Genomic DNA, 24,000 nt, shown 5'->3' with positions numbered 1-24,000 from the left:
AGATGTCAGAGCTGAAACTCCTCGACGAGAAGGTCGTCCAGTTTCCGGAAGCGGACAAAGAGCGTTACCGAAGCGCCGGCCTGTGGGGGACTGCGACGCTCTCGCAAGAGTTCACCGCCACCGCCCAGCGATTCCCCGAGCGCGTCGCCCTCATCGTGGGGGAGGAGTCGTTGACCTACGCCGAGCTGGACGACCGCTCGACCGTTCTCGCCGCCGGCCTGAACCGAGTGGGTCTGCGCCCCGGCGAAACGGTCCTCCTCCAGGTCAACAACACGCTGTCCTCGGTGGTGTCCTGGTACGGCCTGCTCAAGGCAGGATTGATCCCGATCTGCACCCTCGCGTTGCACCGCCGTCACGAGATCTCCGCCATCGCCCGGCAGACGCAGCCTGCGCTGCATCTGGTCGACGCAAAGAACCCCAACTTCGATCTCGTGACCTTCGCACTCGAGATGCGGAAGGAACTGCCATCCGTTCGCCACGTCCTCGCGATCGAAGGTGCGGGTTCGTCCGCGCAGGATATCGATTCGCTCGCCGAGGGTGTCGATCTCGATCAGGCCCGCGCAGTGGTGGCGTCCATTCAAGCCGAGGTCGACCCCGATTCGGTATCGGTACTGCAACTCTCCGGCGGCACCACCGGAGTGCCCAAGGTGATTCCGCGCCTGCACGCCGAGTACTGGTACAACGCCCGCGCCTACGCCGAAAGACTCGGCTGGGACGAAAAGGCCCGGGTGGCCTACATCGGGCCGGTCTCGCACAACGCCGGAATCATCTGCGGAATCCACGGGCCGCACGCAGTGGGCGCGGCAGCGATTCTCGGACCTCCCGCCCTGCCTCCGGTCATTCCGATGATGGCCAAGCATGAAGTGTCCGACATCGTGCTCGGCCCCTTCGCCTACGCCGTCGCCATCGATCCGGAACTGACGGCGGCCAAGCATCTGCGCCGCGTGGTCTTCAGCGGCAAGAAGGTACCTGCGGAGCACTTTGCGGCGCTGACGAACCTGAACATCTGGGCAGGTCAGCTCTTCGGGATGGGTGAAGGCCTGTGCGCGGTGACCAAGCTCGACGACTCGGCGGCAGTTCGGTCGGTGTCCATCGGCTCGCCGATCTCCCCGTACGACGAGGTGCGCATTCTGCAGCCCGGCTACGAGGACGAGGTTCCCGCGGGTGAGGTCGGGGAACTGTGCGCTCGCGGGCCTTACACGATCCGCGGATACTTCGACTCGCCCGAGTACAACGAACGCGCCTTCACCAGTGACGGCTTCTACCGCTCGGGTGATCTGGCGTCGGTTCAAATTATCGACGGTGAACCGAATTTGGTCGTCGAGGGCCGCATCAAGGACCTCATCAACCGCGGCGGCGAGAAGATCAACGCCGAAGAAGTCGAATTTCTGCTCGTCTCGCACCCGTCTATCGACGAGGCGGCGCTCGTGGCTATGCCCGACGACCGACTGGGGGAGCGGGCCTGCGCATTCGTGTACTCGGCCAAGGGTGAGCGGCCGACCATTCACGACATTCGCGAATACCTCGACTCGCTCGGCGTGGCGAAGTACAAGTGGCCCGAACGCATCGAGTGGGTCGACGAAATGCCGCGCGCCAGCCAGGTCGGCAAGCTCGACAAGAAGCGTCTGAGCGCGATCGCGCAGCACTTGACCCCGGAACCCGTCAAGGAATCTGCGACTATGACTAATAATAGACAGTAGTGACAGAATTAGCTATCGTGGAGTCATTCCGCGCAGGAGGTTGCAATGACTGAGCTAGACCACGTCGTCCGCGGCGTCGACCACGCAGCATTTCCCACGTTCGATCCGGCAGCCACGATCGCGTTCTATAGGGACGTGCTCGGGTTCCCGGTCGTGCACGCCACGTGTGCGCTGGGCTGGGGCCCGTCCGCGCATCCGGACTTCGTGCACTTCTTCTTCGACATCGGCAGCGGAGACCGCTTGGCGTTCTTCTACTACTTCGGGCTCGAAAAGCCCGAAGCGGTCGAGCCCGTCGACGCAGCGAAGGCTGATCTGCTGGCTCGCGCCCGGCATCTAGCCATCCACGTTGATACCGAGGACCACCTCCGGGAGTACCGCAGCAGGCTCGACGCGAGCGACTACAAGTGCGAGCTGCAGGTCCGGCACGAGACGGTCGAATCGATCTACGTCACTGACCCCAACGGCTACTTGATCGAGATCACCAGGCCCCTGCGCGCCCTCACCCCCGAAGACGATGTCGACGCTCGCATCAGTGCCGAAGCGCTTCTGCAGGTCTCCCAGGAGGACTCACCGTCACTGCAGAAGTTCTACGCGCGCAAGGCGGTTCTCATTGCCGAGCAGTTTGCGGACGATGCTCCCGAGGTGACGTTCGCATGACCACACTGTTCGTCCTCGACGTAGAGGACTTCACCCCGCTCGCCGAAGTCGCCGCCAAGAATCCCGATGTGACCATCACTCGGCGCGGACCGTACCTGCTGGTCAGCGCCGAAGACAAAATCATCATCGATCGAAACGCCACCGGTTGCCGCAACGCGGTGTGGTTCAGCTCGGTAGCCGCACTGTCCGGCGCCCGCATCACCACCTGGGACAAGACCGAAATGATTATCGAGCCGACCGCGACCGCGACGGACGGTACGTCATGAGTTCCGATACCGCCGTCGACAGGCTCGGCGCCGGCCGGGATGTCGCTACCGTCGAGATGCCCAGCGACGTTGTGACGACCGTGCATGAGCTGGGGGCCTTCGACGGCGCCAAACTGCACGGCGTGCTCCACCGCATCAGCGGCTCCACGGCAGTGGTCACCCTGATGCACCCGCGGCAGTCACTGACCCACCACCCTATGGTCGCGTGGCTGCTGCGGGCTGGGGTGTCGGTGTGGACGCAGGACAGCCGGTCGGTCAACAACGATATCAATCTCGTCCACGAACAGGCCATCCTCGACGTGGCTGCAGGTATGACGTTCCTGCGCGAGGCCGGTTTCGACAAGATCGTCACACTCGGCCACTCGGGTGGAGGCACCCTGTACGCCTTCTACATCGAACAGGCAGCGCTCGAACCGGAATTCCGGATAGACAGCACACCAGCCGGCCGCCGGGTGGCGCTATCCGGGGCGCAGATGCCGGTGCCAGACGGCGCGATCTTCATGGCGCCGCACCCGGGTCAAGGCAAGGTTCTGCTCAGCCTCATCGACCCGTCGGTCGCCGACGAAGACGATCCGATGTCGCGGATCCCCGAGCTGGACATGTTCGACCCCGCCAACGGGTTCGCACCACCGCCGCAGTCGTCGACCTACTCTGCCGAATGGCTCGACCACTACCGGCAAGCGCAGTACACCCGCGTCGAGCGCATCGACGCACGCGCACGAGAGATGGCCAAAGAAGTCCTCGACCACCGGGCCTCGTTCTCGGTCACAGGAGCGGTCGAGGACCGGCGTCGATCGCTCGCCCCACGCATCATCACCACCTACCGCACAAACGCCGACCCACGCTGCATCGACCTTTCGTTGGACCCCAACGATCGGCCCTACGGTTCGTTGTTCGGTGCCCGCCCTGACCTGATCAACTACGGCCTGGTCGGCTTCGGCAGGCTCACCACACCCGACGCCTGGCTCTCGACCTGGTCCGCCATCAGCAGCAACGCCGACTTCGTCCGCTGCGCCGCAGGCGTCCACGTGCCCACCCTGTATGTCGACTTCAGCGGTGACCAGGCGGCGTTCCCATCGGACGTCAGTCGCATGTTCGATGCGCTGGCAGCGAAGGACAAACGGTACGAGTCGGTACCCGGTCAGCATTTCGGTCAGCCTCTGACCAAAGGCGATCCGACCGGATATGAACTCGCGGCGCGCGTCATTGAGCCGTGGTTGAAAGATAAGTTCTGAGATGCGATCCGACAGCGCAGCAAGTACTGCCACCCTCGCCGCGGACGATCTCGAGATCGGCCAGAGATACGATCTCGGGTTGTTTGCGGTGACGGAGTCCGACATCATCGACTTCTCCAACCACTGGGATCCGCAACCTTTCCACTGCGATCCCGAGGTAGCTCGCGAGGGGTACTTCGGTGGAATCATCGCCAGCGGAGTACACACATTCGCCATCTTCCAGCGGTTGGCCGCGAGCGCGATCTACTCCTCGTGGGCCGTCATCGCTGGCCGGCGCATCTCCGACATCGAACTGCCCCGCCCAGTCCGCGGCGGCATGGAACTGCACGGCTCGGTGACAGTGGTCGACATTCGCCACGACAAGCCAGGTCGATCCCTCGTCTGCATCGCAGGGCAGCTCACCGCGGGCGAGGAGACGGTATTCAGTTTGCGGTGCGAGATGTACGTCAGGAACACGGCGTCATGACGACCCGCCGCGCGGAACGCGCGAACCGCGACGGTAGACCTGCCGACTCCAGTACCAATCCGGTCGATAGGATTGGCGATGTGACTGCTGACGAACACACCGGACAATCGCGCCGTTCTGCACGGCGCGATCTGGTGGAGAGCGAGATCCTCGCGCACGCCTCGGCCTTGTTCGCAGAGAAGGGTTACGCCGGAACCACGCCGCAAGAGATCGCCGACTCGGTCGGAATGAGCCGACAATCGCTGTACTACTACATGTCCAGCAAAGAAGACATCCTCGCCAAGCTCGTCGCACATATGACGACGAACTTGGTCGAGCAAATGCGGTTCATCGAAATGGATGAAGACGCGACCGCGACAGATAAACTGTCGAGGGTCGTGACAGTAATCGTTACCGACCGAGCAAAGAAACCACGCGAATTCCGTCTACTCGACCGATCGTCATCGTCGCTGCCCGATGAACTGACAGAAGAATACTTGCACGGCAGGCGCGAAGCGCTGGCCATCGTACGATCGGTCATCGCGCAAGGAATCGCCGAGGGAGAGTTCAAACCCGTCGATGAACGCGTGGCAGCGCTGTCGGTCCTCGGCATGTGTAATTGGGTCGCGTGGTGGTTCGAGCCAGCGGACAACCATCCGATTTCACCTATCGCCGAACAAATTTCGGACAGCGCGGTATCCATGCTGCGCCGTACCGATGGCCCGGCGGCAGGTCCTGAAACACCCTTGGATCTGGTCGCCCGACTCGAGAACGATATCGCACAATTGCGGCGCTCCCTGTCCGACTGAATCCACGTTCCTATCGAATACGAGCGATCGCGCAGTAACAGGGTAACGAGTCAATAAGCTTATCGGCCGCATAAACACAATCTCGACCCATCGGTAGACAGCATTCTGCACGGCTGACCGAATTCAGCTATCTGGGCCCTCCGCGTCAACGAATTACAGGCGCACGCGGTGTGTGCCCCATCGTTTCAACAGCAGCAGCCGCAGCCACACGTGTTCGACGCGCTACGACCTAAGGACCCCTCGTGGATCAGACCCCAGTTACCCCCGCCGAAGTTCCCAGAACCTCGCCACTGCTACTTGCATTGGCCTTCACTGTCCTCTGCCTGGAGGGCTACGACCTTGTCATGTAAGGCACCATCGTGCCCGTCGCTATTGACGTACGAACCATGGGGACTCGACCCCACCGCAGTCGGCTTCCTCGGCTCTGCCGCCGTGTTCGGCATGGGAGCAGGAGCGCTGCTCGCAGCCTCGATGGGGGACCGGTGGGGCCGACGTCGAACCATCATCTGCAGCGTCGTCCTCTTCTCCGTGGCGATGGGCCTGTGCGCGTTCGCCACCTCACCCGAAATATTCGGCATCGGCCGGTTCGTAGTCGGCCTCGGCGCCGGAGCCCTGATGCCCACTGCAATGGCCATCCTGCTGGAGTTCTCCCCGCCCAACAGGCGTGCCAGGTCGGCGGCCATCAGCTTCGTCGGCGTCGGTTTCGGCGGCATGGCCAGCGGATTGCTCCCCCTGGCTGGTCCCGAGCTATGGATTCCGCGGAATGTTCGTCGCCGGATTCCCTCCCGTGCTCGTCGTCGTCCCCATCCTGATCAAGAAACTCCCTGAATCGCCGGCGTTCCTCCGCACCAGAGGACGCCACGACGAAGCGGCGACAATCGAACGGCGTTTCCGCGTCGAACCGGTATCGACCCCCGGCGACGGAGCCAAGGCAACCGAATCCAAAGCGGTCGCCCTGTTCGGCCGGTCCACATGGCGAGCAACCATTCTTTTCTGGACCGCCACCTTCTGCTCTCTGATGGTGTTCTTCGGTGTCTCGTCCTGGCTTCCGGAGTTGTTGCATACCGCCGGCTACCCGTTGACCTCTGCGTTGAGCTTCGTCCTCGTCCTCAACGCCGGTGCCGTGATCGGCTCACTGGGCGCATCGATTCTCGCCGACAGATTCGGGCTCAAGTCCATGAGCATGGTGGCGATGGGGTCCGCGGCGCTCTCGCTCGTGACACTGAGCCTGGCACCGCCGACAATTGTGGTGTACCTGCTCGTCGCCCTGGCCGGGTTCGGAACACAAGGATCGCAGATACTCCTCGCTTACGTCGGTAGCTACTATCCGACTTACTGCCGCGCAACAGGTTTGGGACTTGCGCTGGCAGTCGGCAGGGTCGGCGGTGTGCTCGGCCCACTCTACGACGGCGTGTACATTGCATCCGGTGCACCACTGAACCTGCAGTTCCTCGCCTTCGCACTCCCGGCCATCATCGGTGTCGCAGCCGTGACGCTCGTTCCCCGCGCTGTCTCCTCACGCCAGACGCACCAGAGCCCCGCAGCCGGTGGCCCGGCAGTAGGCGCCCACAACGTCGACACCCGGAACTCAATCGCGTAACGCAACACCTGAATTTGACCCACGCACCGAACGAAAGTCTCTACATGCCAGAGCAGTGATCGTCAGTACCGCCCGCTCACCGATCGGCCGCGCGATGAAGGGTCGCTCGAGGACATCCGTCCGAACGACCTGACCGTGCAGATGCTGGCAGCGGCGTTGGCGAAAGTGCCCGAGATCGTCGAACCCCTCGACATCGACGATCAGCTCTCGGCTGCGGTCAGCCCGACGGTATGCAGGGCGACAACCTCGCCCGCATCGTCGCTGTTCTCCTCGGCTACTCGTCTCCCTGTACCACCATCGCCCGTTACTGTTCCTCGTCGCCGCAGACAACCCGCATGGCTCTGCACGCGATCAAGGCGAGCGAGGGTGACGCCTTAATCTCCGCCGGAGTCGAGAGCGTTTCGAGCTTTGTGCACGGCAACTCCGATTGGCTGCCGCAGAGCCACAATCCGCTCTTCGCCGACGCGAAGGTCCGCACCAAAAAGGCGCAGGAAGAGGGCCGACACGTGGACCGATCCTCGTGAGATCGGCGAGCGTCTCGACGTGTACATCGCGATGGGCCAGACCGCCGAGAACGTGGCGCTTCTGTCCGGCATCGGCCGCGAGGAGCAGGACCACTAGCCGGAGTTTCCCCGCTAGCTCGGGGTTGTGTGGTATTTGCGCTGGCCAGTGGGCATTTTGGGGTGGTGTGGGTGTATTACCTAACTGGCTGCGCTCATCGGGTGGGGGCGTAGCGGTCGAGGGTGAACAGATCGTAGAGGCGGTGCTGGGTGTCGGTCATGTCGGTGAGCATGCGGCGGGCGCGGGGGCGTCCCTTGCCGCCGTGGTGGTAGAGCAGCACGGTTTCCTCGATGTCGGCGAGTTCGGCGAGCAGGGCGCGCACGGACAGGTGCAGGCCGGCGTGTGCGGCCTGGCGGCGCATCAGGTGTGCGACGGCCAGGGCCAGGACGCAGTAGAAGACGTGGACGCGGATCTTCGAGTCGGTCCAGTGATGCATCGGGGAGAACGAGACGACGTGGGTGTCCTTGAGTTGCCGGAAGCCGGACTCGACCTCGGACTGGGACCGGTAGGCGGCCACCACCTCCGCGGTACTCCAGTGGTCTCGGTTGGTGAACAGGATCCGTTTGCCGAAGATCCGCTGTTCCAGTCGCTTCCGGGCCTTGGTGTCGGTTCGCCAGGACAGGCGCAGCATCGCCGGAGTCTCCCCGGTCAGGGTGGTGGTGAGCACCTCACGCACCCAGCGGGGTCGGCAGATCCGGTCGATCTCGGCCTGCACGGCTGCCTTGTCGCGGCGGGTGCGCCCGCCCGCGAGGGTGGCCTGCAGTTCGGCGAGTTGTCGGCGGGTCTTGGCCAGGGTCTGGTCGAATCCACGGGACTGTTTGGCGTGCAGGTTCGGCGAGTGTGTCAACACCGCCCGGCGGGTCACCCCCAGCGCACTGACCTCGGTGTCGACACATCGCAGGCCGGGATACCGGTCCTCGTCGACGCTGGTGTAGCGGGACCTGCCGATCGCCAGCAGGGTGGGATGATCGCTCGGGGGCAGGGAGCCGACGAACCCGATCCCCGACTCCTCGACGTGGGCGTGGTTGGCGGCGGAGTTCTGGCCGGCGTCGTAGACCACGGTCAGCGACTCGATAGAGCTGGTCAGGTCCCGGTAGCGCGCCACCAGGGCGTCGAGGACGTCGGGGAACTGGGTGACGTCGGGTCGGTCCCCGGGGTAGGGGTGCGCCACGATCGGGATGCCGCCGTCGCGGGTGATCACCAACGCCAGCCCGACCAGCCGCAGGTCAACCCGTTTCTGTTTCGCCTTGCCGCGTTGCGCGATCGGCGCCGCCTCGTTGGCCGAGTCGATGAAGGTGGCGAAGTTCGTCATGTCCAATGCCAGCCCGGACAGGTCCAGCCCGAACTCGGTGACCATCCGCCGACCCAGTTCGGTCTCGACCCGGCGGAGCTCGTCCTCGCCGAGTCGGTCCATCGCCTTCCAGAACCGGCGGTGATCGAGCGCGGCGGCCGGAGCCTTGACCCACCGGGACCCCGCGGTGCCCGCCCACCACTGCGCGAACGCGGCCTTCGACCGTGGTGCCACCACCCGGTTGACGGTGGCCAACGTCATGTAGGTGCCCACCGACACCGCCGCATCCGACCGACGCGGCACGACCGCGTCGATGACCTCAGCGACACCGAGGCGTTCGAGGATCGACCACACCGCCGCCACATCCCCGAAGCTCTTGTGCGCACTGCGGACCGGCTGCCCCGACTCGGCCCCCGCCAGCTTCGCCGTCACCTCGTCCGCGCTCCCCAAATACTGCTGCGAGACGATCCGCGGCTTACCGTCCACCCGTGCGGATTCGACCAGGTAGTAGTACGTCTTGCCGCCCTGACGTTTCCCCACGATCGACGACATATTTAGGTAATATATTCCCCGGGACTAAAAGGCAAGCACCACAGGAAAAGACACGCCGACCGAGCAGATAGCGGGGAAACTCAAGCTAGGGCGTCCGCAGCCAGAACCGCGTCGAGGAAGCACTCGAGTCCGGCTTCTTCGAGCGCGAGATCACTCGTGACGCTTCCCGACGGCACCGTGGTGTCCACCGACGACGGTCCGCGCGCCGGCACCACGTACGAGAAGATCAGCCAGCTCGAGCCGGTGTTCCGTCCCAACGGAACCGTCACCGCCGGCAACGCGTGCCCGCTCAACGACGGCGCTGCAGCACTGGTGATCATGAGCGAAACCAAGGCCAAGGCACTCGGTCTCGCCCTGTTGGCGCGGGCCGTCTCCCGGCGTCACCGGAACTTTGCCCGAGATCATCGGCCTGGGACCGATCGAAGCCACCCGCAAGGCGCTGTCCATCGCGGCATGTCGATCTCCGACATCGACCTGTTCGAGATCAACGAGGCGTTCGCCGTGCAGGTTCTCGGTTCGGCTGGGGACCTCGGTATCGACCACGACAAGCTCAATGTCTCCGGTGGCGCCATCGCCGCGGCCACCCGCTCGGTATGACGGGTGCCCAGATTACGACGACGTTGCTGAACAACCTGAAGGCGCACGACAAGTCGTTCGGTGTCGAGACCATATGTGTCGGCGGCGGCATGGGTATGGCCATGGTGCTAGAACGCCTCAGCTGAGCACTCGTCATGGTGTCGAACTTCATACCCGAGTGCTGGCGGGTCGTGACGCGCACGTGGACTCATCTGGTGGCCCGCGGTCGTATCAGGGATCGCACGGGCGGTGCAGTGGTCACGACAGCGACATTCGCCGGCTAACAACCATTACGCTCTAAGTGCAATACCGTTCAGTTAGTGAACGAGGATGGTGCATTTCGGCGGTTGGGTGGGTTGTGGATGGTGTTGGTGGTGTGCGCGTTTGGCTGCCCATTTGAGGATTTTGCGTTTGACGACGCGGGGGTTTGATCGGGGGCGGCGGGCTGGGTTTATGCGGCGCAGGAGTTTGACGATGCCCTGATTCCACAATCGGGTGGCGGCGTGGTGGTTATGAGGGGGAAAAAGAGCTGTGGGACAGGGATCTTCGGGTGATCCGCAGGCGGTGACGAAGGAGATCCGGTCTTCGGTCGTGACTGCCGGCGGTCGCGGCGTCGCGCATCAGGGTGCGGATGGCGTAGTGGCAGCACAGGTGCCCCCAGATTTCCTGCTGGACCAGCGGTGGGGATTTCGACCGTAGGACTGCTCGTGGTCCGCGTTGGTGGGTTTTGAGTTCGTCGAAGGTGTTCTCGATCTCCCAGCGTTGGGCGTAGGCGAGGGCGAGTTCTTCCGCGGATGCGTCGGCGGGGTCGAGGATGGTGGTCAGCAGCCGGTACTGCTCGGGGTTGTCCCGCCCGTCGTCGAGGGTGTAGTCGATCACGCGCACCGTCAGTGGTGTTCGCTGCCGCCGATTCTTCCCGGAGGTGGGGACGATGTGCGCCAGCCAGGATCCGTCGTCGAGGGTTTCGAGGTGCCGGGGTGAGAGGGCCGATGTGACTCTCCACAGCAGGTCGGCGCCGGTGGCGGCGGCCCGGGTCCACATGTCGAATCCGTACAGGCCGCGGTCGGCGAGCAGCAGCATTTCCGGTTCTAGTGTGTCGAACAGGTCGTGCGCGAGCTCCCGCTCGGAGGTGCGGCAAGGCCCGATCGCGGCGTCGAAGACCGCGTGGGTGCCGCATTCGGCGAGGGCCACCAATCGTGCCTGCGGGAACGCGGCCTTCTCGCCGTGACTCGATCCGGGCCGCCCGAAATGCTCGGCGTTGACCGGGGTGTCGGGCAGGTCGAGGCAGGTCCCGTCGAGGGCCACCAGCCGGCGCCCGGCGAGCCAGGATCCGGGTGTATCCGCGTCGGCGAGCGGTCGTGCGACACGGCGGAACAGCTCCCGCACCGGTTCGTGCCCCAGCCGTGAACGGGCCTGGAAGATGGCCGATTTCGTCGGCGGCGACCAGGACTGCGACCATCCCGACGACCATGACAAACCGTCGGTGAGCTGCTCGAAGACCTCCTCGTAGGAGCCTTCCGAATTCAATGCCATCCCGATCGCGAAATACGCCGTCACCCGAGCGGTCAACGACCTACTGCGCTGCTCGGTCCGACCGCATTCCGCGATCACCTCATCAACCAGGGACGCGGGGAACACCCTGGTCAACAACCCCACCGACACCACATCCGACAACCGCCGATCCGAGACCGGCTTCACCCATCCACTCCGAGGCACGCCTCATCATAAACTATGCAACCGCTAACTGAACGGTATTGTTGCGCCACGGCGCGGAAAGGAGTCGTCATGTAGGAGGCGGCTGGCTTGGAAGTGCTTGCTGCACAGGAGATGAAGGTTTGTGGCCCTTCGGCGTCGTCCTGCGGGGGAAGGCGTCAAACCACCTCGAGCTGCGTTAGTTGAAGACTGTCGTGGTGAGCGTCGAGGAAAAGGCGGCGAGAGAGTCGTCAGGTGGGGACCGGGAAGACGAACGCGAGTGAACCACTGCTGAAGCGTCGAGATTTAGGAAATGACATCGAAACCGGGGTCTCAATGCAATCTCGGGATGAGTCTGGCGGGTGCCCGTTTATTGGCCAGGCGGTGTCCGGCGTGCAGGTGGCGTGAGTCCGGTCTGCGGCTGCTGTGCGGAACGTGGGAAGGCGCGTGTCGACACTGTCGGCCATCCCGGTGGGGTGGTGGGCGAGAGGGAGCACACCGAACGGCTGAAACCGGAGGTGCTGAGTACCGTCGCGGCGCGCGCCGGCGGACCGGCTCGTAGTAGCGGTGAAACCCCTGTAATGGGGGTGGAGCGAAGGGGCCGGCTCATCTGGATGTGGTTGTTCGAGCAACCGGGCGAGGCCCGGGAGGAGACGAGTGAACATGTCAGGTCCGAGCGGGAAACCGTTCGATATCTCCAAGCGTCTGGTGTGGAAAGCGTGGAAGCAGGTCAAGGCGAACAAGGGTGCTGCCGGGGTGGATGGAGTGTCGATCGAGGAGTTCGAGGCCGATTTGGAGAACAATCTCTTCAAGATCTGGAATCGGATGTCGTCGGGGACGTTTTTCCCACCTCCGGTGCGGGCGGTGGAAATACCGAAAGCCGCTGGTGGGACGCGAATTTTAGGTGTGCCTACTATCGGTGATCGGGTGGCGCAGACGGTGGCGGCGTTGACGCTCGAGCCCCGCACGGAGTCGATCTTTCACGATGACTCCTACGGGTATCGGCCGGGGCGTGGCGCGCTGGATGCGGTGGCCAGGTGCCGGGAAAGGTGCTGGTCGAAGTCCTGGGTCATCGATCTTGATGTCCGTAAGTTCTTCGACAGTGTCGCCTGGGACCTGATGGTCAAGGCGGTGGAAGCCAACGTCACCCACGAGCAGCGCTGGATTGTGCTGTATGTGCGGCGGTGGCTGGCTGCCCCGATCCGAACGCCTGAGGGCAGGGTCGTCGAGCGTGATCGCGGGACCCCGCAGGGGTCGGCAATCTCGCCAGTTTTGGCGAACCTGTTCATGCACTATGCGTTCGACTCCTGGTTGGAACGAGAGTTCCCGACCGTTGAGTTCGAACGCTACGCGGACTTATGTCGGAATAACTGGTATCTTCACGCCGTCCCGGAATTGCTGGCGTTGGCGGCATCCCGGCTCGAGAATGCGTTCGGGGTGCCGGTATGAGCCCGCTGGCCCCGATCCTGCAGGGATTCTTCACCGACAAACTGCTCCGGCAGCGCCAGGCCGGCCCGAACACGATTGCCGCCTACCGCGACACATGCCGCCTGCTGCTGACGTTCGCGTACGAGAAGACGGGGCATCCCCCGAGCGGCCTCGATATCGCCGAGGTGAACGCGGAATTGGTCACGGCCTTTCTGACCCATATCGAGTCCGGGCGCACCAACACGGTCTCAACCCGCAACGCGCGCTTGGCCGCGATCCGTTCCCTGTTCCGATACGCCGCGTTGCACGCACCCGAGCACGCCGAGCAAATCAGCAAGGTGCTGGCCATCCCACCCAAACGTTGCGATCGCCCCGTGGTCTGCTTCCTGACCGCCGACGAGATCGACGCCCTGCTGGCCGCGCCTGACCGCAACACCGGGCTCGGGCGCCGCGACCACGCGCTGCTGCTGCTCGCCTGCCAAACCGGGCTCCGCCTGAGTGAGCTGACGGGCCTCACAATCGGCGATGTCGAACTCGGAACCGGGGCGCACGTCCGCTGCCACGGCAAGGGCCGCAAGGACCGAGCCACACCCCTGACCAAACAAACCGTTGCCACACTGCGGGTTTGGCTCACCGAGTGCGGCGGTGGGCCGGGTGACCCATTGTTCGCGACCCGAGTCGGCGGGCGGCTCTCATCGGACGCAGTCCAGAAGCTGGTCACCAAACACGCCTCCCGAGCCGTGAAGAACTGTCCAACCCTCACCGGCAAGAACATCACACCGCATACGCTGCGGCACTCGGCGGCAATGGCTTTGCTGCACGCAGGGGTGGACACCTCGGTGATCGCGCTCTGGCTCGGCCACGAAGACCCTGGATCCACCCAGGCCTACCTTACACGCCGACATGACCATCAAGGAGCAAGCCCTCGCACGCGTCCAGCCCCACAACACAAGTCCCGGTCGATACCGAGCACCTGACGCTACTCGCATTCCTCGACGGACTTTGACCCCGAAACCGACCACCGGATTATGCCGACCACACCGCCGACTCAGCCCCGCTGACCAGCACCGTCACGCCACGGTCGGCATAATCCGGTGGTCGGCATAAGCTAATGACGGGGTGGTGCATTGCGTGACCGAGCGGCAGGCGCGAAAAGTGCTGGCCGCGTTGGAAACGCGGATGGAGCAGGTCGGGCTGCAACTGCATCCGACCAAAACGAAGATAGTGTACTGCAAGGACCGTAAGAGGCGCCTCGATTATGAGAACACCTCGTTCACGTTCCTCGGGTACACGTTCCGAGCCAGGAAGGCCCCGACGCGGGACCAGGCGAGCATGTTCTCGGCGTTCCTGCCCGCGGCCAGCATCGATGCCCGCAAGAATATGGGCGCGGTGGTTAGGTCCTGGCGGCTGCATCTACGCACCACGACCGACTTGGAAGAGTTGGCGCGGTGGATCAACCCGGTCGTTCGCGGCTGGATGAACTACTACGGCCGGTTCTACCGGACCGAGATCCACGCCATCCTGCGACGCATCAACACCTATCTGGTGCGATGGGCGCGACGGAGATTCAAACGGCTCAGATCGTTCAAGAAAGCCCAGCGATGGTGGAAGGGCCTGCTGCAACGCCAGCCGGGCCTGTTCGCCCACTGGAAGTGGATGACCGAGTTCTGACGGACTGGATGAGAAGAGCGGAGTGACGGGAGACTGTCACGCTCCGTTCTGTGGGAGCCCCGGGGCGAGATTCCCCGGGGCCACCCGGCGCTCTAAGTGGTCGGATCCGTTAGTTCGTCGGGGGTCATGCCGCTTGTAGGATTCGGTCGTGGTGGTCGAGTCGTTCGAGGTGTCGGTGTAGGTCGGTGGCGGTGTAACGCCACCTGAACGGCGAAGCGGTGGCGTCGTAGCGGTCCTCGAAGGCGAGCAGACGTTGCTCGACGGCATCGAGGTCTGCTCGCATCGGCCGAACACCTTCGCTTGATGCACATCGTAGGCCGCCAGATACGCGAGGGGCCCCACCGCGGCGGTAATCGTGATTGACGCGCATCGGCCGTCCTGCGCCCGCCGGCTGCGTTCGATGGCAGCGCCGGCGGGCCTGGATGGACGGTTTCTCATCCGCAGAGATCACGTACTCATCCGCCTCCACGCGACTCCATCGAACCTTCGGGCGTAGAGATCGAGGACGACGGCGGCCTTCGCTTCGAACTGCGGGTCCCGGACAAAGATCCACGACTGGTACTGCCAGGGCTTGAGGGCGTCCTGCGCGAGCCAGCGGCGGACCGTCGTAACCGACGCGCTGATGCCGTCGATCACCAACTGCCGAGCCAACTCCGGGGCGCTCCACCGAGACAGAGGCAGCTCGTACTCGGCGGGAAGCTGACACGCCCACGCCTTGACCTGCGCGACCTCGGTGGGCGTGATACCGGCGGACGCCCCGACCGGGAGGCATCCACCAATCCCTTGATGCCCTTGGCGCAGAACCGAGCGCGCCACTTGCGGGCGGCATCGACGCAGATGCCGAGCTCGTCGGCGATAGCCGCGTTAGACGCGCCGTCGGAAGCCATCAACACGATCAACGCCCGCAGCGCCGCCTTCTGCGGGGTGTTGCCGGCCCGCACCCGCCGCTCGAGCTCGCTGCGTTCCCGCTCGTCCAACACGATCCGGTACGGGCTGACCATCACCACGACGGCACCACTAGTTCACAGTCGTCACACATGCCTCCACACTCACGCGCGAGGTCCGCGTGCCAGATGACCGACACGGGTGTCGTCGGGCACGATGAAACCCGTGCCCACACCACCGGAATCGACGAAGAACTCCCTGCGTCTTCGCTTGTTCGATCACGCCCGCGCCCGCTGGCCGCAGCTGCGAGACGTCGACGCCCGGTTCCGTGGCTCGTTCGCCTACGTCGACGCCACCCTCCCCGACGGGACCATCATCCCGTTGATGCGGCTGCGTTACGGCGGATCGGCCCGCTCGTGGGGATTCGCGATCCACCTCGCCCTCAGCGGCAAATACCAGGATTCGATCCTGCCCAACGGCGACTTCGCCGGCACACCGGAAGATGCTCTCGACACCGCATGCGGGCTCTACCTCGCCGACCCCACAGGCTTCCAACAACCCCCGACGAATTAACGGATCAGACCACTAAGAACACGAATCAGATTGTGCAGCATGTGGTCCAGCCGCGGGCATGCGAAGGCATCTGTGGTTTCGGCCGCGGTGATCAGCTCCGCGCGGAGCAGCGATTTCTGCAATCTCGGCGTTGGTGATGTTCTCGGTAGCCTCTGCACCACAGAGCCCTTCGATGGCGATACATATCTCGGTGGTCTCCGCCTCGGCCGGAGAGGCGGCTCTCACCTGTGCGCCGCGGTTCTGGATTGCCGACGGACAGGTCAGAATTGGGCGGACACGGTTTCTCGGGATCGGTGGACACGAGGATTCCGGGTCGGTGGTCACGACGCGCTGATTGACACGCTGGCGTAAATACCGGGCGGGGTTCCTTCGTCCGAGTTGGCCTGGTTTGCCGCGCAAACCAACCGACCGAAGGAACCCCATGACCAAGTGTGCCAGGGAAGTGATGGAAATCTTGGAAGCCTATGACCTGACCCGGTGTGCGCATTCGGCGGCGCAGCTGGTCGGGTGTGACGAGAAGACGGTGGCCCGGTATGTCGAGCTCCGCGACGCCGGCCGTGACCCGGCCGGCCGCGCGCGTCGTGCGCGGTCGATCGACCCGTTCCTCGGGAAGGTCGAGGAGCTGGTGGATGCCTCACAGGGCCGGATCAGGGCGGATGTGGTGCACGAACGGCTCACCGCGATGGGCTTCGACGGCACCGACCGCACCGACCGCACCACCCGTCGCGCGGTCGCCGAGCTCAAGGCGACCTACCGGGCCGGGCACCGCCGAAAGTATCGGCCCTGGATCCGGAGCCGGGAATGTGGTTGCAGTTCGATTGGGGTGAGGGCCCGACGGGTCGGTGGCCGGCGGACTCAACTGTTCTGCGCATGGTTGTCGTGGTCGAGGTTCGAAGGTGGTGGTGCCGGCGTGGGACCAGCAGCTCCCGACGTTGATCGCCTGCCTGGACACCATGCTGCGCCGGATCGGTGGGGCACCGACGTATCTGCTGACCGACAATCCCCGAACCGTCACGATGGACCGGATCGCCGGAGTTCCCGTTCGCCACCCCGACATCGTCTCCCTAGGAAGGCATTACGGCTGCGTCGTGCACACGTGTGATCCGTTCGACCCGGAATCGAAGGGCGGCGCCGAGCACACGGTCAAGATCGCGAAGGCCGATCTGGTGCCGACCGATGCGAACCTGCTGGGCGACTACCCGAGTTTCGCCGAGCTCGCCGACGCGTGCGATCGGTGGTGCGAGAAGGTCAACGCCCGCCCGCACCGCGCGGTCGGAGCGGCCCCGGCCACACGGTTGGCCACCGAACTCGGCCACCTGCACGTGTTGCCGGATGATCCGCATCTGCTTGCCCTCGGCGGCGAGCGTCTCGTCGGCTTCGATCAGACCATCATCTGAGGCAACGTGCGGTACTCGACGCCGGACGGGCACCAAGGGGCGAAGGTGTGGTGCCGGGTCATCGGCGATGAATTGGTGATCGTCGCCCGCACCGGAGGCGGTGTCGTGGAGATCGCCCGCCACCGGGCGATCCGATCACCACCGACCGCGATGGCCTGCCCGGTCACATGCAACTGATGCCTTCGACGCCAGGTACACCACTAGCGGGGAGACATCGTCCGGTGTGCCGAGTCCAACACGGCGTGCATTCTTCGGAATCGACTCGCCCGCTACTGCCTTCTCTACGAGTTCGCCGAGACCGGGGATGGTGGCGACCATGCGAGTCAGGGCGGTGGGAATAGTGGGATGGCGGCGCCGACACACGGAGCGATTCGTGAGATCGACCATCGATCACATCGAGATGCCTACATTGTATCGTTCACAGGTACACTATAGATCTTCACTGTGCCTTTAGTCCAACACGGGGCATTCTTCGGAATCGGGTTTTCTGTGACGTATCGTTGCGGACCCGGGATGGTCGACCATGGCGGTGGGAATGATCGCGTTGACGGTCACGTCGAGCTTCCTGCATTCGGCAGCCGAAGTACGCATCATCGCCACGATGGCCCCCTTGGACGCCGAGTACGCGGTTTGGCCGAAGCTGGCCCGCTGGCCGGCAGACGAACCGACGAGGATCAACCTCGCCCACCCTCGCCCTGCTGCCGGAACTGATCAACGGCAGCCCGCCCACAGTAAACGTGCCGCGAAGGTGGCTACCCACGACAAGTTCGAAACCCTCGTCAGTGGTGTTGCGCAGCGTCTTGTCTCGGATCGCCCCGGCGTTGGTGACCACGACGTCGAGTCGCTCGAATTCGGATACTGCCCGCTGAGCCAACGCGTCCGCCACATCGGATGTGCCTACCGGGCAACCTCGGCGACGGCGCGCCCGCCCCTCGACACAATGCTCTCGACGGTGTCCTTGGCGACGTCCCCATCGAGGTCGTTGACGACGACCGCAGCACCGGCCGGGGCGAGCCCGTGGACATACGCCCGGCCGAGTCGGCCTCCGGATCCGGTGACAATCAGCTTGTCGGTGTTGTACGAGCCAGTCATGGAGAACACGAACGCGCTTTCGCTGCGGTCGGGCCGATAGGCCAGGACTCCGGCCATGGACATTCGCTTCCGAGAGAATCGGTGATGTAGAACGGGTGTCACGCCTTTGGCGCCCAGGTTGTGCGGACCACCGGGAGCAGCGACACACCACTTTCGTCCTGGAAGCAGATCCACGCACCTCGGCGCCGCGCTATTTTTTTATCCGCGGCCACTCGTTCTCGCGCCAAGCGACGATAGCGTCCTCGTCGCGTTCGACCGCCCGCCGTGCGGGCCGCTGCCGACTCCAGCCCAGTCGGGTCCGCAGGATCGTCCACGTCTGAGTGGGTCCGTAGGTCACGCCGGTGAGCCGCTCGATCACGATCGCAACCCGACCCAGGGTCCACACCCCGGTCGTGAAGCCATTCGCTTGGGGTCCTTTGAGCAGCTCCTCTCGGATCACCTCGATCTGGCCGTCATCGAAGCGGGGTCGGAGTTCAGCGCGACCGGCACCTTCCAACGCCTCGTTGCCCCCTTCGGTCCACTGTCGATACCAGCGTGACGCAGTCTGCGGGGACACCTCCAACTCGGCCGCGACATCGACCTGCCGCCGTCCCGCAGCGAACATCTCCGCCGCCCGCGTCCGCCGGTCACGCAACGCCTCGAGATCCCGACGACCGCCGCGCCGCTTGACTTTCCGGGCCTCCGAGCCCTCGCCCGAACCGGATTCCTTACCTGCCATTCATCAATGATCCAGCAGCGCATTGTGAATCCCGTGCAACAACAGACCCTATTGCCCGAAACGTCTTTAGGTTGCTGGCAACAGGGCTTTGTGAGAATCTTGGTCACGACGTTGTGTAACTGACATGGTCGACGAGAACAGTTCCGCGTTTCCGTGTCGGCTTCCAGATCCATGTCGGTGGTGCGTCTGGTGACCAAACTCCGTGTCAGTAGGGATTCCTAATCAGATACATTTCCGCAGTTTCTTGTGCGTGCATTCGCGCAGCTTCGGGGTGCGACGCACCCGCGTTGCCGGCGGGGTTGGCGCCAACGCGGGCAGGAAGCTCGACGAGGCACTCTGGCGCGAGCTGATCTCGAGATGGCTTCCCGAGATCAGGGACCGGGCAGCGTGGGCGGTGACGCGGCCGGCGATCGCCGCGCCACCACGATTGGATCGACGCACAGTCGAAGCGTCGGTGGGGAGTCCCCGGAGGATTCAGGGCAGCGCGGCTCGCAAAACACCGCTGGGGAGACGTTTACACCCGGGCGGCTTTCGTTGTGAATCCTGTGTAATCCCGGCGGGCAACGTCGTCGCAAATCTTCCGGTATTCCCCAACTCCGCCGACGTAGGCCATCAATATGCGGGGCTTCCCGGGGACGTTGGCTCCGACATACCAAGAGTCGGCAACCGGGTAAAGGGTTGAGTTACCAACCATCTCGACGTGTTGGATCCAGTCGGACTCGGCGGATTCGGTTGCGTCGATGGCGTCGGCGCCCTTTTCGCGGATCCATTGTACGCACTCGGTTATCCAGTCGACGTGTTGCTCGATGGATACGACCATGTTCGACAGCACCGATGGGCTTGACGGGCCCGTCACTGTAAACAGATTGGGGAACCCGGCGACGGCCAGGCCGAGGTAGGATCGTGGACCTTCGGACCATTTGTCGGCCAGCGACATCCCGCCCTCACCGCGAATATTGATTCTGGCCAACGCGCCCGTCATTGCATCGAACCCTGTGGCGAAGACGATCGCATCGAACGCGTACTCCTGGCGCGAGGTGCGGATGCCCGTCTCTGTTATCTCGATCAGCGGTGTACTTCGCAGGTCGATTATGTCGACGTTGTCCTTGTTGAAGGTCTGGTAGTAGCCCGAGTCCAGGCACGGTCGTTTGCTGCCGAACGGGTAGTTGTGTGAGGACAGCAGCGCAGCGACCTCCGGTTCGTCGACGATGTCTCGGATCTTCGAGCGGACGAACTCAGCTGCCGTGTCGTTAGCCGCCTTGTCCACCAAGAGATCCGTGTAGGCACCGAGCAGCCCCGTGAGACGGCCGCTGTCCCAAGCAGCCTGGTACGTGGACAATCGATCGGCCTCGCAAACTTCGAGCGCGGACTGCGTGGGGGGCGCGACCGGGACGCCGAAGGACGATTCCTTCTGCCGGCGCCGGTAGTCGGGGTACTCAGCCTTGCGCGCGTTGATCTCGACGTCCGTGAGCGGTCGGTTGCCGGCAGGCATGCTGAAGGTGGGAGTCCGCTGGAACACAGTTGTGTGGGCTGCCTGCTCGGCGAGGATCGGGATCGACTGGATACCCGAGGAGCCCGTACCGATCACCGCGATCCGTTTCCCGGCGAAGTCCATCCCTTCGTGAGGCCAGTCCCCGGTGTGGTAGATCGGCCCGGTGAAGCGATCGGCACCGGGGATTTCCGGTGCCTTGGAGACCGACAGGCACCCGGTCGCCATCACTACCCAGCGCGCCTCGACCGTCTCACCGTTGCTCGCGCTGATCGTCCAGCGGCAGCGATCGGAATCGTAGATGGCGCTCTCGACCCTGGTGCCGAACGTGATGTGCCGTTCGAGGTCGAGCCGCTCGGCGACGTGTTCAAGGTAGCGGAGAATCTCCGGCTGGGTCGCGTACTTCTCAGACCAGGTCCAGTCTTGATCGAGGTCGGCCGAGAACCCGTAGGAATAGTCCATGCTTTCGACATCGCACCGTGCACCGGGATAGCGGTTCCACCACCATGTTCCCCCAACCCCTGAGGCGGCTTCGAATCCCCTGACCGAAAGTCCACATTCACGGAACCGGTAAATTTGGTAGAGCCCCGCGAATCCGGCTCCGACAACGACTGCGTCGACCGACTGATGTGTGCTCATTCGTGTTGCTCTCTCCTGCAGTGTTCTTACATATCGAGGAAGCGGACAAGCCGGGCCTAACCGCCGGCAATGACACGCTCAATGTTTTCGACCACATAGTCGAGACCGTCCTGATGGCCGGGAAGGACGTTGACCATGGTGAAGAAACCGTGCATCTGACCCCTGAACCGGCGCGACTCGACTGTTACACCTGCGGCGCGGAGTTTCTGCGCGTAGGCCTCTCCCTCGTCCAATAGCGGGTCGTGCTCGGCGGTGACGACGACAGCGGGAGGCAAACCGGACAGATCCGCGGCACGTATCGGCGAGGCATCGGGGTTGGTGCGGTCGTTCGGATCCGCGTAGTGCGCCCAAAACCAGATCATCGAGGCGCGACTCACCATCAGTTGATTCGCGGGGTCGGCGTAGGACGAATTGTCCAGATCGCAATCCGTAACTGGGTACACGAGAACCTGCATCGCAATCTGGGGCCCTCCTTCGATTTTCGCGCGTTGCGCGGTGACCGCCGCAAGGTTGCCGCCCGCCGAGTCTCCGGCCACGATCAGCGGCCCCTCGCCGAGCCGCTGATCGGCGACCCAGCGCAACGCAGTCCAGGCGTCCTCCGCGGCGGTGGGGTAGCGGTACTCGGGCGCGAGTCGGTAGTCGACCATTGCGACCGTGCAACCGGTCCGGGTCGCCAGATGACGGCAGAGGGTGTCGAACTCATCGAGAGTCCCCATCACCCACCCCCCGCCGTGGTAGTAGACGATGGCGCCGCGGGGAGCCTCGACTGCGAGAACGCGAACGCCGATATTCCCCCCGTCCGGGGTGGCAACTTGATAGTCGGTGCTACTGGCGACGGCAGGGCCGGGGCCGTACATGTCCCGTAACACCTTCCCGAGCGCGCGGGCCTCCTGCGGGGTCATATCTTCTATTGGCTTGGTGCCTGATTCAGCCATCGTGGCGAGAAACTGCGTTGTTGCCTCATCCAGTGCCATCTGCACTCCTTCGCGCTTGTCGATGATCTGCGGCGAAATGTTGACTTGCAGCTGTTCTAGTGCATCACGCAAAACGGCTGCACGGAACTCATTCGGCGATCGACCCGGCGACCGAATACGCCTGAGGTTGTCGACCATCAGCGGGTCGACCGCAATCGTGCTGATCTTGTTCGCGGAGGCGCAAGCCGCGACGAGATTCTTCGATAGCTGTTCGAATTAATTCCCGTGCCCGGGGAGTTACCCGGCAGCGCCCGTCGGTGCGTCCGAACTTGGCTGCAGAAGCGCTGTGCTCAGCTCAACATGACGGACTTGATACGGAGGAACTCCGCGATTCCTTCGGGCCCGTTCTCGCGGCCGAAGCCGGAGTTTCGACGGCCGCCGAAGGGGGCGAACAACGACGGACGTGCTGTGTTGACAGCGACGGCGCCGGACTCGAGCCTGCTTGCCACCGCGAGTGCCGTCTCGTCATCGTCCGCGTAGACCGATCCGGCCAACCCGTACTCGGTGCCGTTCGCGATAGCAAGCGCGTCATCGAGGTCTCGGTAGGTCATGACGCTGAGCACGGGACCGAAGATCTCCTCCCGAGCAATCGTCATCTCCGGTGTCACGTCGGCGAAGACCGTGGGCGCCAGGTAGAAACCGGGTGATCGCGGACGCTCCAGCCCACCGAGGACCAACGTTGCTCCCTCATCTATCCCCTTTTGGATGTAGCCGCGAACGCGTTCGAACTGGTGGGCCGATGCCAGTGGGCCGATCACGGTGCCGGCTTCGGTGGGGTCGCCGATCTGCAGGCCCGCAAGCTGCTCGACCAGCGCATCGACGATTTCGTCCCGACGGTGCTCGGGCACCAGAACACGGGTGAGGGCAGCGCAGATCTGGCCCTGGTAGGCGATGAAACCCGGAATCAGCGAGGGCAGAACGCGTTCCAACGGGACGTCGCCGATCAGGATCGCCGGAGACTTGCCGCCCAACTCCAGGGTCAGGTCGGTCAAGTTGGATGCACACGCCGCCATCACGCTTCGACCAGCCGGAATTGAGCCGGTCAGACTCACATGATCTACCCGTGGATCAGCAACGAGGTACTCGCTGATCGGAGTCGGTGCCGCCAGGACACTGAGCACTCCCTCCGGGAACCCAGCCTCGTCCGCGCACTCCGCGAGGATCCGACTGGTGAGCTGTGACTGCACCGCCGACTTGACCACAACGGTGCAGCCTGCCAGCAGGGCAGGAACCACCTTCATCGCAAAATAGAGGGCGGGGCCGTTCCAGGTGGTGACGACCACCGCCACCCCAGCCGGCTCGCGGCGGATCAGGACCTCGCCGTCCGGCAGTGCCCGGCGCTCCTGTAACGGTATTGCGCGAGCGTGCGCGACCTGGTCCTGCCACATGGCGACAACCGCACCGCTGAGCAGGTCAGCGTGCTCGAGTGTCGGGCCAGACTCGATGACCCATGCGCTGTCGAAATCGCTCCTACGCCTCTCGAACGCTGCGCAAAACGCCGCCACCTTGTCGGCACGCTCGTCGATGCTGAGCCGCGACCAGCGTCCGTCGTCGAACGCCTCACGGGCCAAAGTCAATGCGGTGTCGGCGTCGGCCTGGGTCGGGAGCACCGCACGGGCAACTACTTCCTCGTTGGCCGGGGAGATGATATCGAAGCCTTCGCCGGTCGTCGGCCGCCAATGTCCGCCGACGAAGACCTCCGCGACGTCGGTAACGGATGTGGTCATGCTTCCTCCTGAGTGATGATGGG

Annotated in this window: 22 protein-coding genes and 4 pseudogenes; 14 read left to right on the top strand and 12 right to left on the bottom strand. The window is 64.0% G+C overall.

Going from position 1 to position 24,000, the window contains the following annotated elements; translation table 11 throughout:
- Nucleotides 1-2 precede the first annotated feature (2 nt).
- The 8 genes and pseudogenes from H0B43_RS01280 to H0B43_RS01240 all read left to right on the top strand — a co-directional run.
- On the top strand, nucleotides 3-1,700 hold the full coding sequence (locus H0B43_RS01280; RefSeq protein ID WP_185723607.1) for a (2,3-dihydroxybenzoyl)adenylate synthase: 1,698 nt from the start codon (nucleotides 3-5) through the stop codon (nucleotides 1,698-1,700).
- Nucleotides 1,701-1,745: 45 nt separating this feature from the next.
- Entirely contained in the window at nucleotides 1,746-2,357 is a 612-nt protein-coding gene (locus tag H0B43_RS01275; protein ID WP_185723606.1) for a VOC family protein, read from the top strand.
- Entirely contained in the window at nucleotides 2,354-2,623 is a 270-nt protein-coding gene (locus H0B43_RS01270) for a hypothetical protein (protein ID WP_185723605.1), read from the top strand. Before H0B43_RS01275 ends, H0B43_RS01270 begins: the two co-directional genes overlap by 4 nt.
- Entirely contained in the window at nucleotides 2,620-3,858 is a 1,239-nt protein-coding gene (locus H0B43_RS01265; RefSeq protein WP_185723604.1) for a S9 family peptidase, read from the top strand. The genes H0B43_RS01270 and H0B43_RS01265 overlap by 4 nt, the downstream gene beginning before the upstream one ends.
- Before the next feature lies 1 nt (nucleotide 3,859).
- On the top strand, nucleotides 3,860-4,324 hold the full coding sequence (locus H0B43_RS01260) for a MaoC/PaaZ C-terminal domain-containing protein (protein WP_185723603.1): 465 nt from the start codon (nucleotides 3,860-3,862) through the stop codon (nucleotides 4,322-4,324).
- 80 nt (nucleotides 4,325-4,404) lie between these two features.
- Complete coding sequence (locus tag H0B43_RS01255; protein WP_185723602.1) at nucleotides 4,405-5,112, top strand: TetR/AcrR family transcriptional regulator; 708 nt, start codon at nucleotides 4,405-4,407, stop codon at nucleotides 5,110-5,112.
- 168 nt (nucleotides 5,113-5,280) lie between these two features.
- A pseudogene (locus H0B43_RS01245) lies at nucleotides 5,281-6,712 on the top strand (MFS transporter).
- A 55-nt stretch (nucleotides 6,713-6,767) separates the two neighbouring features.
- Nucleotides 6,768-7,327 (top strand): annotated as a pseudogene (locus H0B43_RS01240) (acetyl-CoA C-acyltransferase); the annotation flags it as partial.
- Between the two features lie 100 nt (nucleotides 7,328-7,427).
- Here the strand turns inward: H0B43_RS01240 and H0B43_RS01235 are convergent.
- Nucleotides 7,428-9,116, bottom strand: a complete 1,689-nt coding sequence (locus H0B43_RS01235; protein WP_185723599.1) for an IS1634 family transposase — start codon at nucleotides 9,114-9,116, stop codon at nucleotides 7,428-7,430.
- 89 nt (nucleotides 9,117-9,205) lie between these two features.
- Here H0B43_RS01235 and H0B43_RS01230 point away from each other — a divergent pair.
- Nucleotides 9,206-9,838 (top strand): annotated as a pseudogene (locus H0B43_RS01230) (acetyl-CoA C-acyltransferase); the annotation flags it as partial.
- A 364-nt stretch (nucleotides 9,839-10,202) separates the two neighbouring features.
- Here the strand turns inward: H0B43_RS01230 and H0B43_RS01225 are convergent.
- A complete protein-coding gene (locus H0B43_RS01225) occupies nucleotides 10,203-11,408 on the bottom strand; it encodes an IS4 family transposase (RefSeq protein ID WP_185723598.1) in 1,206 nt (401 codons plus the stop codon).
- Between the two features lie 639 nt (nucleotides 11,409-12,047).
- Between H0B43_RS01225 and H0B43_RS01220 the strand changes: the two genes are divergently transcribed.
- From H0B43_RS01220 to H0B43_RS42760, 3 genes are all read left to right on the top strand, one after another.
- Complete coding sequence (locus tag H0B43_RS01220; RefSeq protein ID WP_185729641.1) at nucleotides 12,048-12,833, top strand: reverse transcriptase domain-containing protein; 786 nt, start codon at nucleotides 12,048-12,050, stop codon at nucleotides 12,831-12,833.
- Nucleotides 12,830-13,789, top strand: a complete 960-nt coding sequence (locus H0B43_RS01215; protein WP_252189618.1) for a tyrosine-type recombinase/integrase — start codon at nucleotides 12,830-12,832, stop codon at nucleotides 13,787-13,789. The genes H0B43_RS01220 and H0B43_RS01215 overlap by 4 nt, the downstream gene beginning before the upstream one ends.
- 154 nt (nucleotides 13,790-13,943) lie before the next feature.
- Nucleotides 13,944-14,483 (top strand): group II intron maturase-specific domain-containing protein, encoded by a 540-nt coding sequence (locus tag H0B43_RS42760; RefSeq protein ID WP_213015025.1) that lies wholly within the window; start codon nucleotides 13,944-13,946, stop codon nucleotides 14,481-14,483.
- Nucleotides 14,484-14,607: 124 nt separating this feature from the next.
- Here H0B43_RS42760 and H0B43_RS41205 read toward each other — a convergent pair whose 3' ends face one another.
- The 3 genes from H0B43_RS41205 to H0B43_RS41195 form a co-directional block, all read right to left on the bottom strand.
- Nucleotides 14,608-14,766: a hypothetical protein gene (locus H0B43_RS41205; protein WP_252189617.1), complete on the bottom strand. Its 159-nt coding sequence runs from the start codon at nucleotides 14,764-14,766 to the stop codon at nucleotides 14,608-14,610.
- 164 nt (nucleotides 14,767-14,930) lie between these two features.
- A complete protein-coding gene (locus tag H0B43_RS41200; protein WP_252189616.1) occupies nucleotides 14,931-15,134 on the bottom strand; it encodes a hypothetical protein in 204 nt (67 codons plus the stop codon).
- Nucleotides 15,116-15,484 carry a helix-turn-helix domain-containing protein gene (locus tag H0B43_RS41195; protein ID WP_252189887.1) on the bottom strand — a complete coding sequence of 123 codons (369 nt, stop codon included), beginning with the start codon at nucleotides 15,482-15,484 and terminating at the stop codon, nucleotides 15,116-15,118. Before H0B43_RS41195 ends, H0B43_RS41200 begins: the two co-directional genes overlap by 19 nt.
- 109 nt (nucleotides 15,485-15,593) lie before the next feature.
- On the opposite strand from H0B43_RS41195, the gene H0B43_RS01200 reads away from it, so the two are divergent.
- Together H0B43_RS01200 and H0B43_RS40860 are read left to right on the top strand one after the other, a co-directional pair.
- Nucleotides 15,594-15,941, top strand: coding sequence for a hypothetical protein (locus H0B43_RS01200; protein ID WP_312033604.1), 348 nt, complete (start codon nucleotides 15,594-15,596; stop codon nucleotides 15,939-15,941).
- Between the two features lie 896 nt (nucleotides 15,942-16,837).
- Nucleotides 16,838-17,338, top strand: a complete 501-nt coding sequence (locus tag H0B43_RS40860; RefSeq protein WP_185723596.1) for a DDE-type integrase/transposase/recombinase — start codon at nucleotides 16,838-16,840, stop codon at nucleotides 17,336-17,338.
- Here the strand turns inward: H0B43_RS40860 and H0B43_RS40855 are convergent.
- From H0B43_RS40855 to H0B43_RS01165, 7 genes and pseudogenes are all read right to left on the bottom strand, one after another.
- Nucleotides 17,323-17,505 carry a hypothetical protein gene (locus tag H0B43_RS40855; protein ID WP_213015024.1) on the bottom strand — a complete coding sequence of 61 codons (183 nt, stop codon included), beginning with the start codon at nucleotides 17,503-17,505 and terminating at the stop codon, nucleotides 17,323-17,325. The genes H0B43_RS40860 and H0B43_RS40855 overlap by 16 nt on opposite strands.
- A 283-nt stretch (nucleotides 17,506-17,788) precedes the next feature.
- A pseudogene (locus tag H0B43_RS43055) lies at nucleotides 17,789-18,025 on the bottom strand (SDR family NAD(P)-dependent oxidoreductase); the annotation flags it as partial.
- 210 nt (nucleotides 18,026-18,235) lie between these two features.
- Nucleotides 18,236-18,487, bottom strand: a complete 252-nt coding sequence (locus tag H0B43_RS40845; RefSeq protein WP_213015022.1) for a hypothetical protein — start codon at nucleotides 18,485-18,487, stop codon at nucleotides 18,236-18,238.
- A 133-nt stretch (nucleotides 18,488-18,620) separates the two neighbouring features.
- Entirely contained in the window at nucleotides 18,621-19,148 is a 528-nt protein-coding gene (locus H0B43_RS01180; RefSeq protein WP_185723595.1) for a winged helix-turn-helix domain-containing protein, read from the bottom strand.
- 514 nt (nucleotides 19,149-19,662) lie between these two features.
- Entirely contained in the window at nucleotides 19,663-21,276 is a 1,614-nt protein-coding gene (locus H0B43_RS01175; protein ID WP_185723594.1) for an NAD(P)/FAD-dependent oxidoreductase, read from the bottom strand.
- A gap of 56 nt (nucleotides 21,277-21,332) precedes the next feature.
- Nucleotides 21,333-22,250 carry an alpha/beta hydrolase gene (locus H0B43_RS01170; RefSeq protein WP_185729639.1) on the bottom strand — a complete coding sequence of 306 codons (918 nt, stop codon included), beginning with the start codon at nucleotides 22,248-22,250 and terminating at the stop codon, nucleotides 21,333-21,335.
- A gap of 290 nt (nucleotides 22,251-22,540) precedes the next feature.
- The gene (locus H0B43_RS01165; RefSeq protein ID WP_185723593.1) at nucleotides 22,541-23,977 is read right to left on the bottom strand and encodes an aldehyde dehydrogenase family protein; all 1,437 of its coding nucleotides are present in this window, start codon (nucleotides 23,975-23,977) and stop codon (nucleotides 22,541-22,543) included.
- Nucleotides 23,978-24,000: the final 23 nt, after the last annotated feature.

This window comes from Rhodococcus sp. 4CII (genome assembly GCF_014256275.1).
In the GTDB taxonomy this organism is placed as follows: Bacteria; Actinomycetota; Actinomycetes; order Mycobacteriales; family Mycobacteriaceae; genus Rhodococcus_F; species Rhodococcus_F wratislaviensis_A.
Note: the sequence above shows the minus strand (reverse complement) of the source record. Positions and strands in the feature narration are given on the sequence as shown.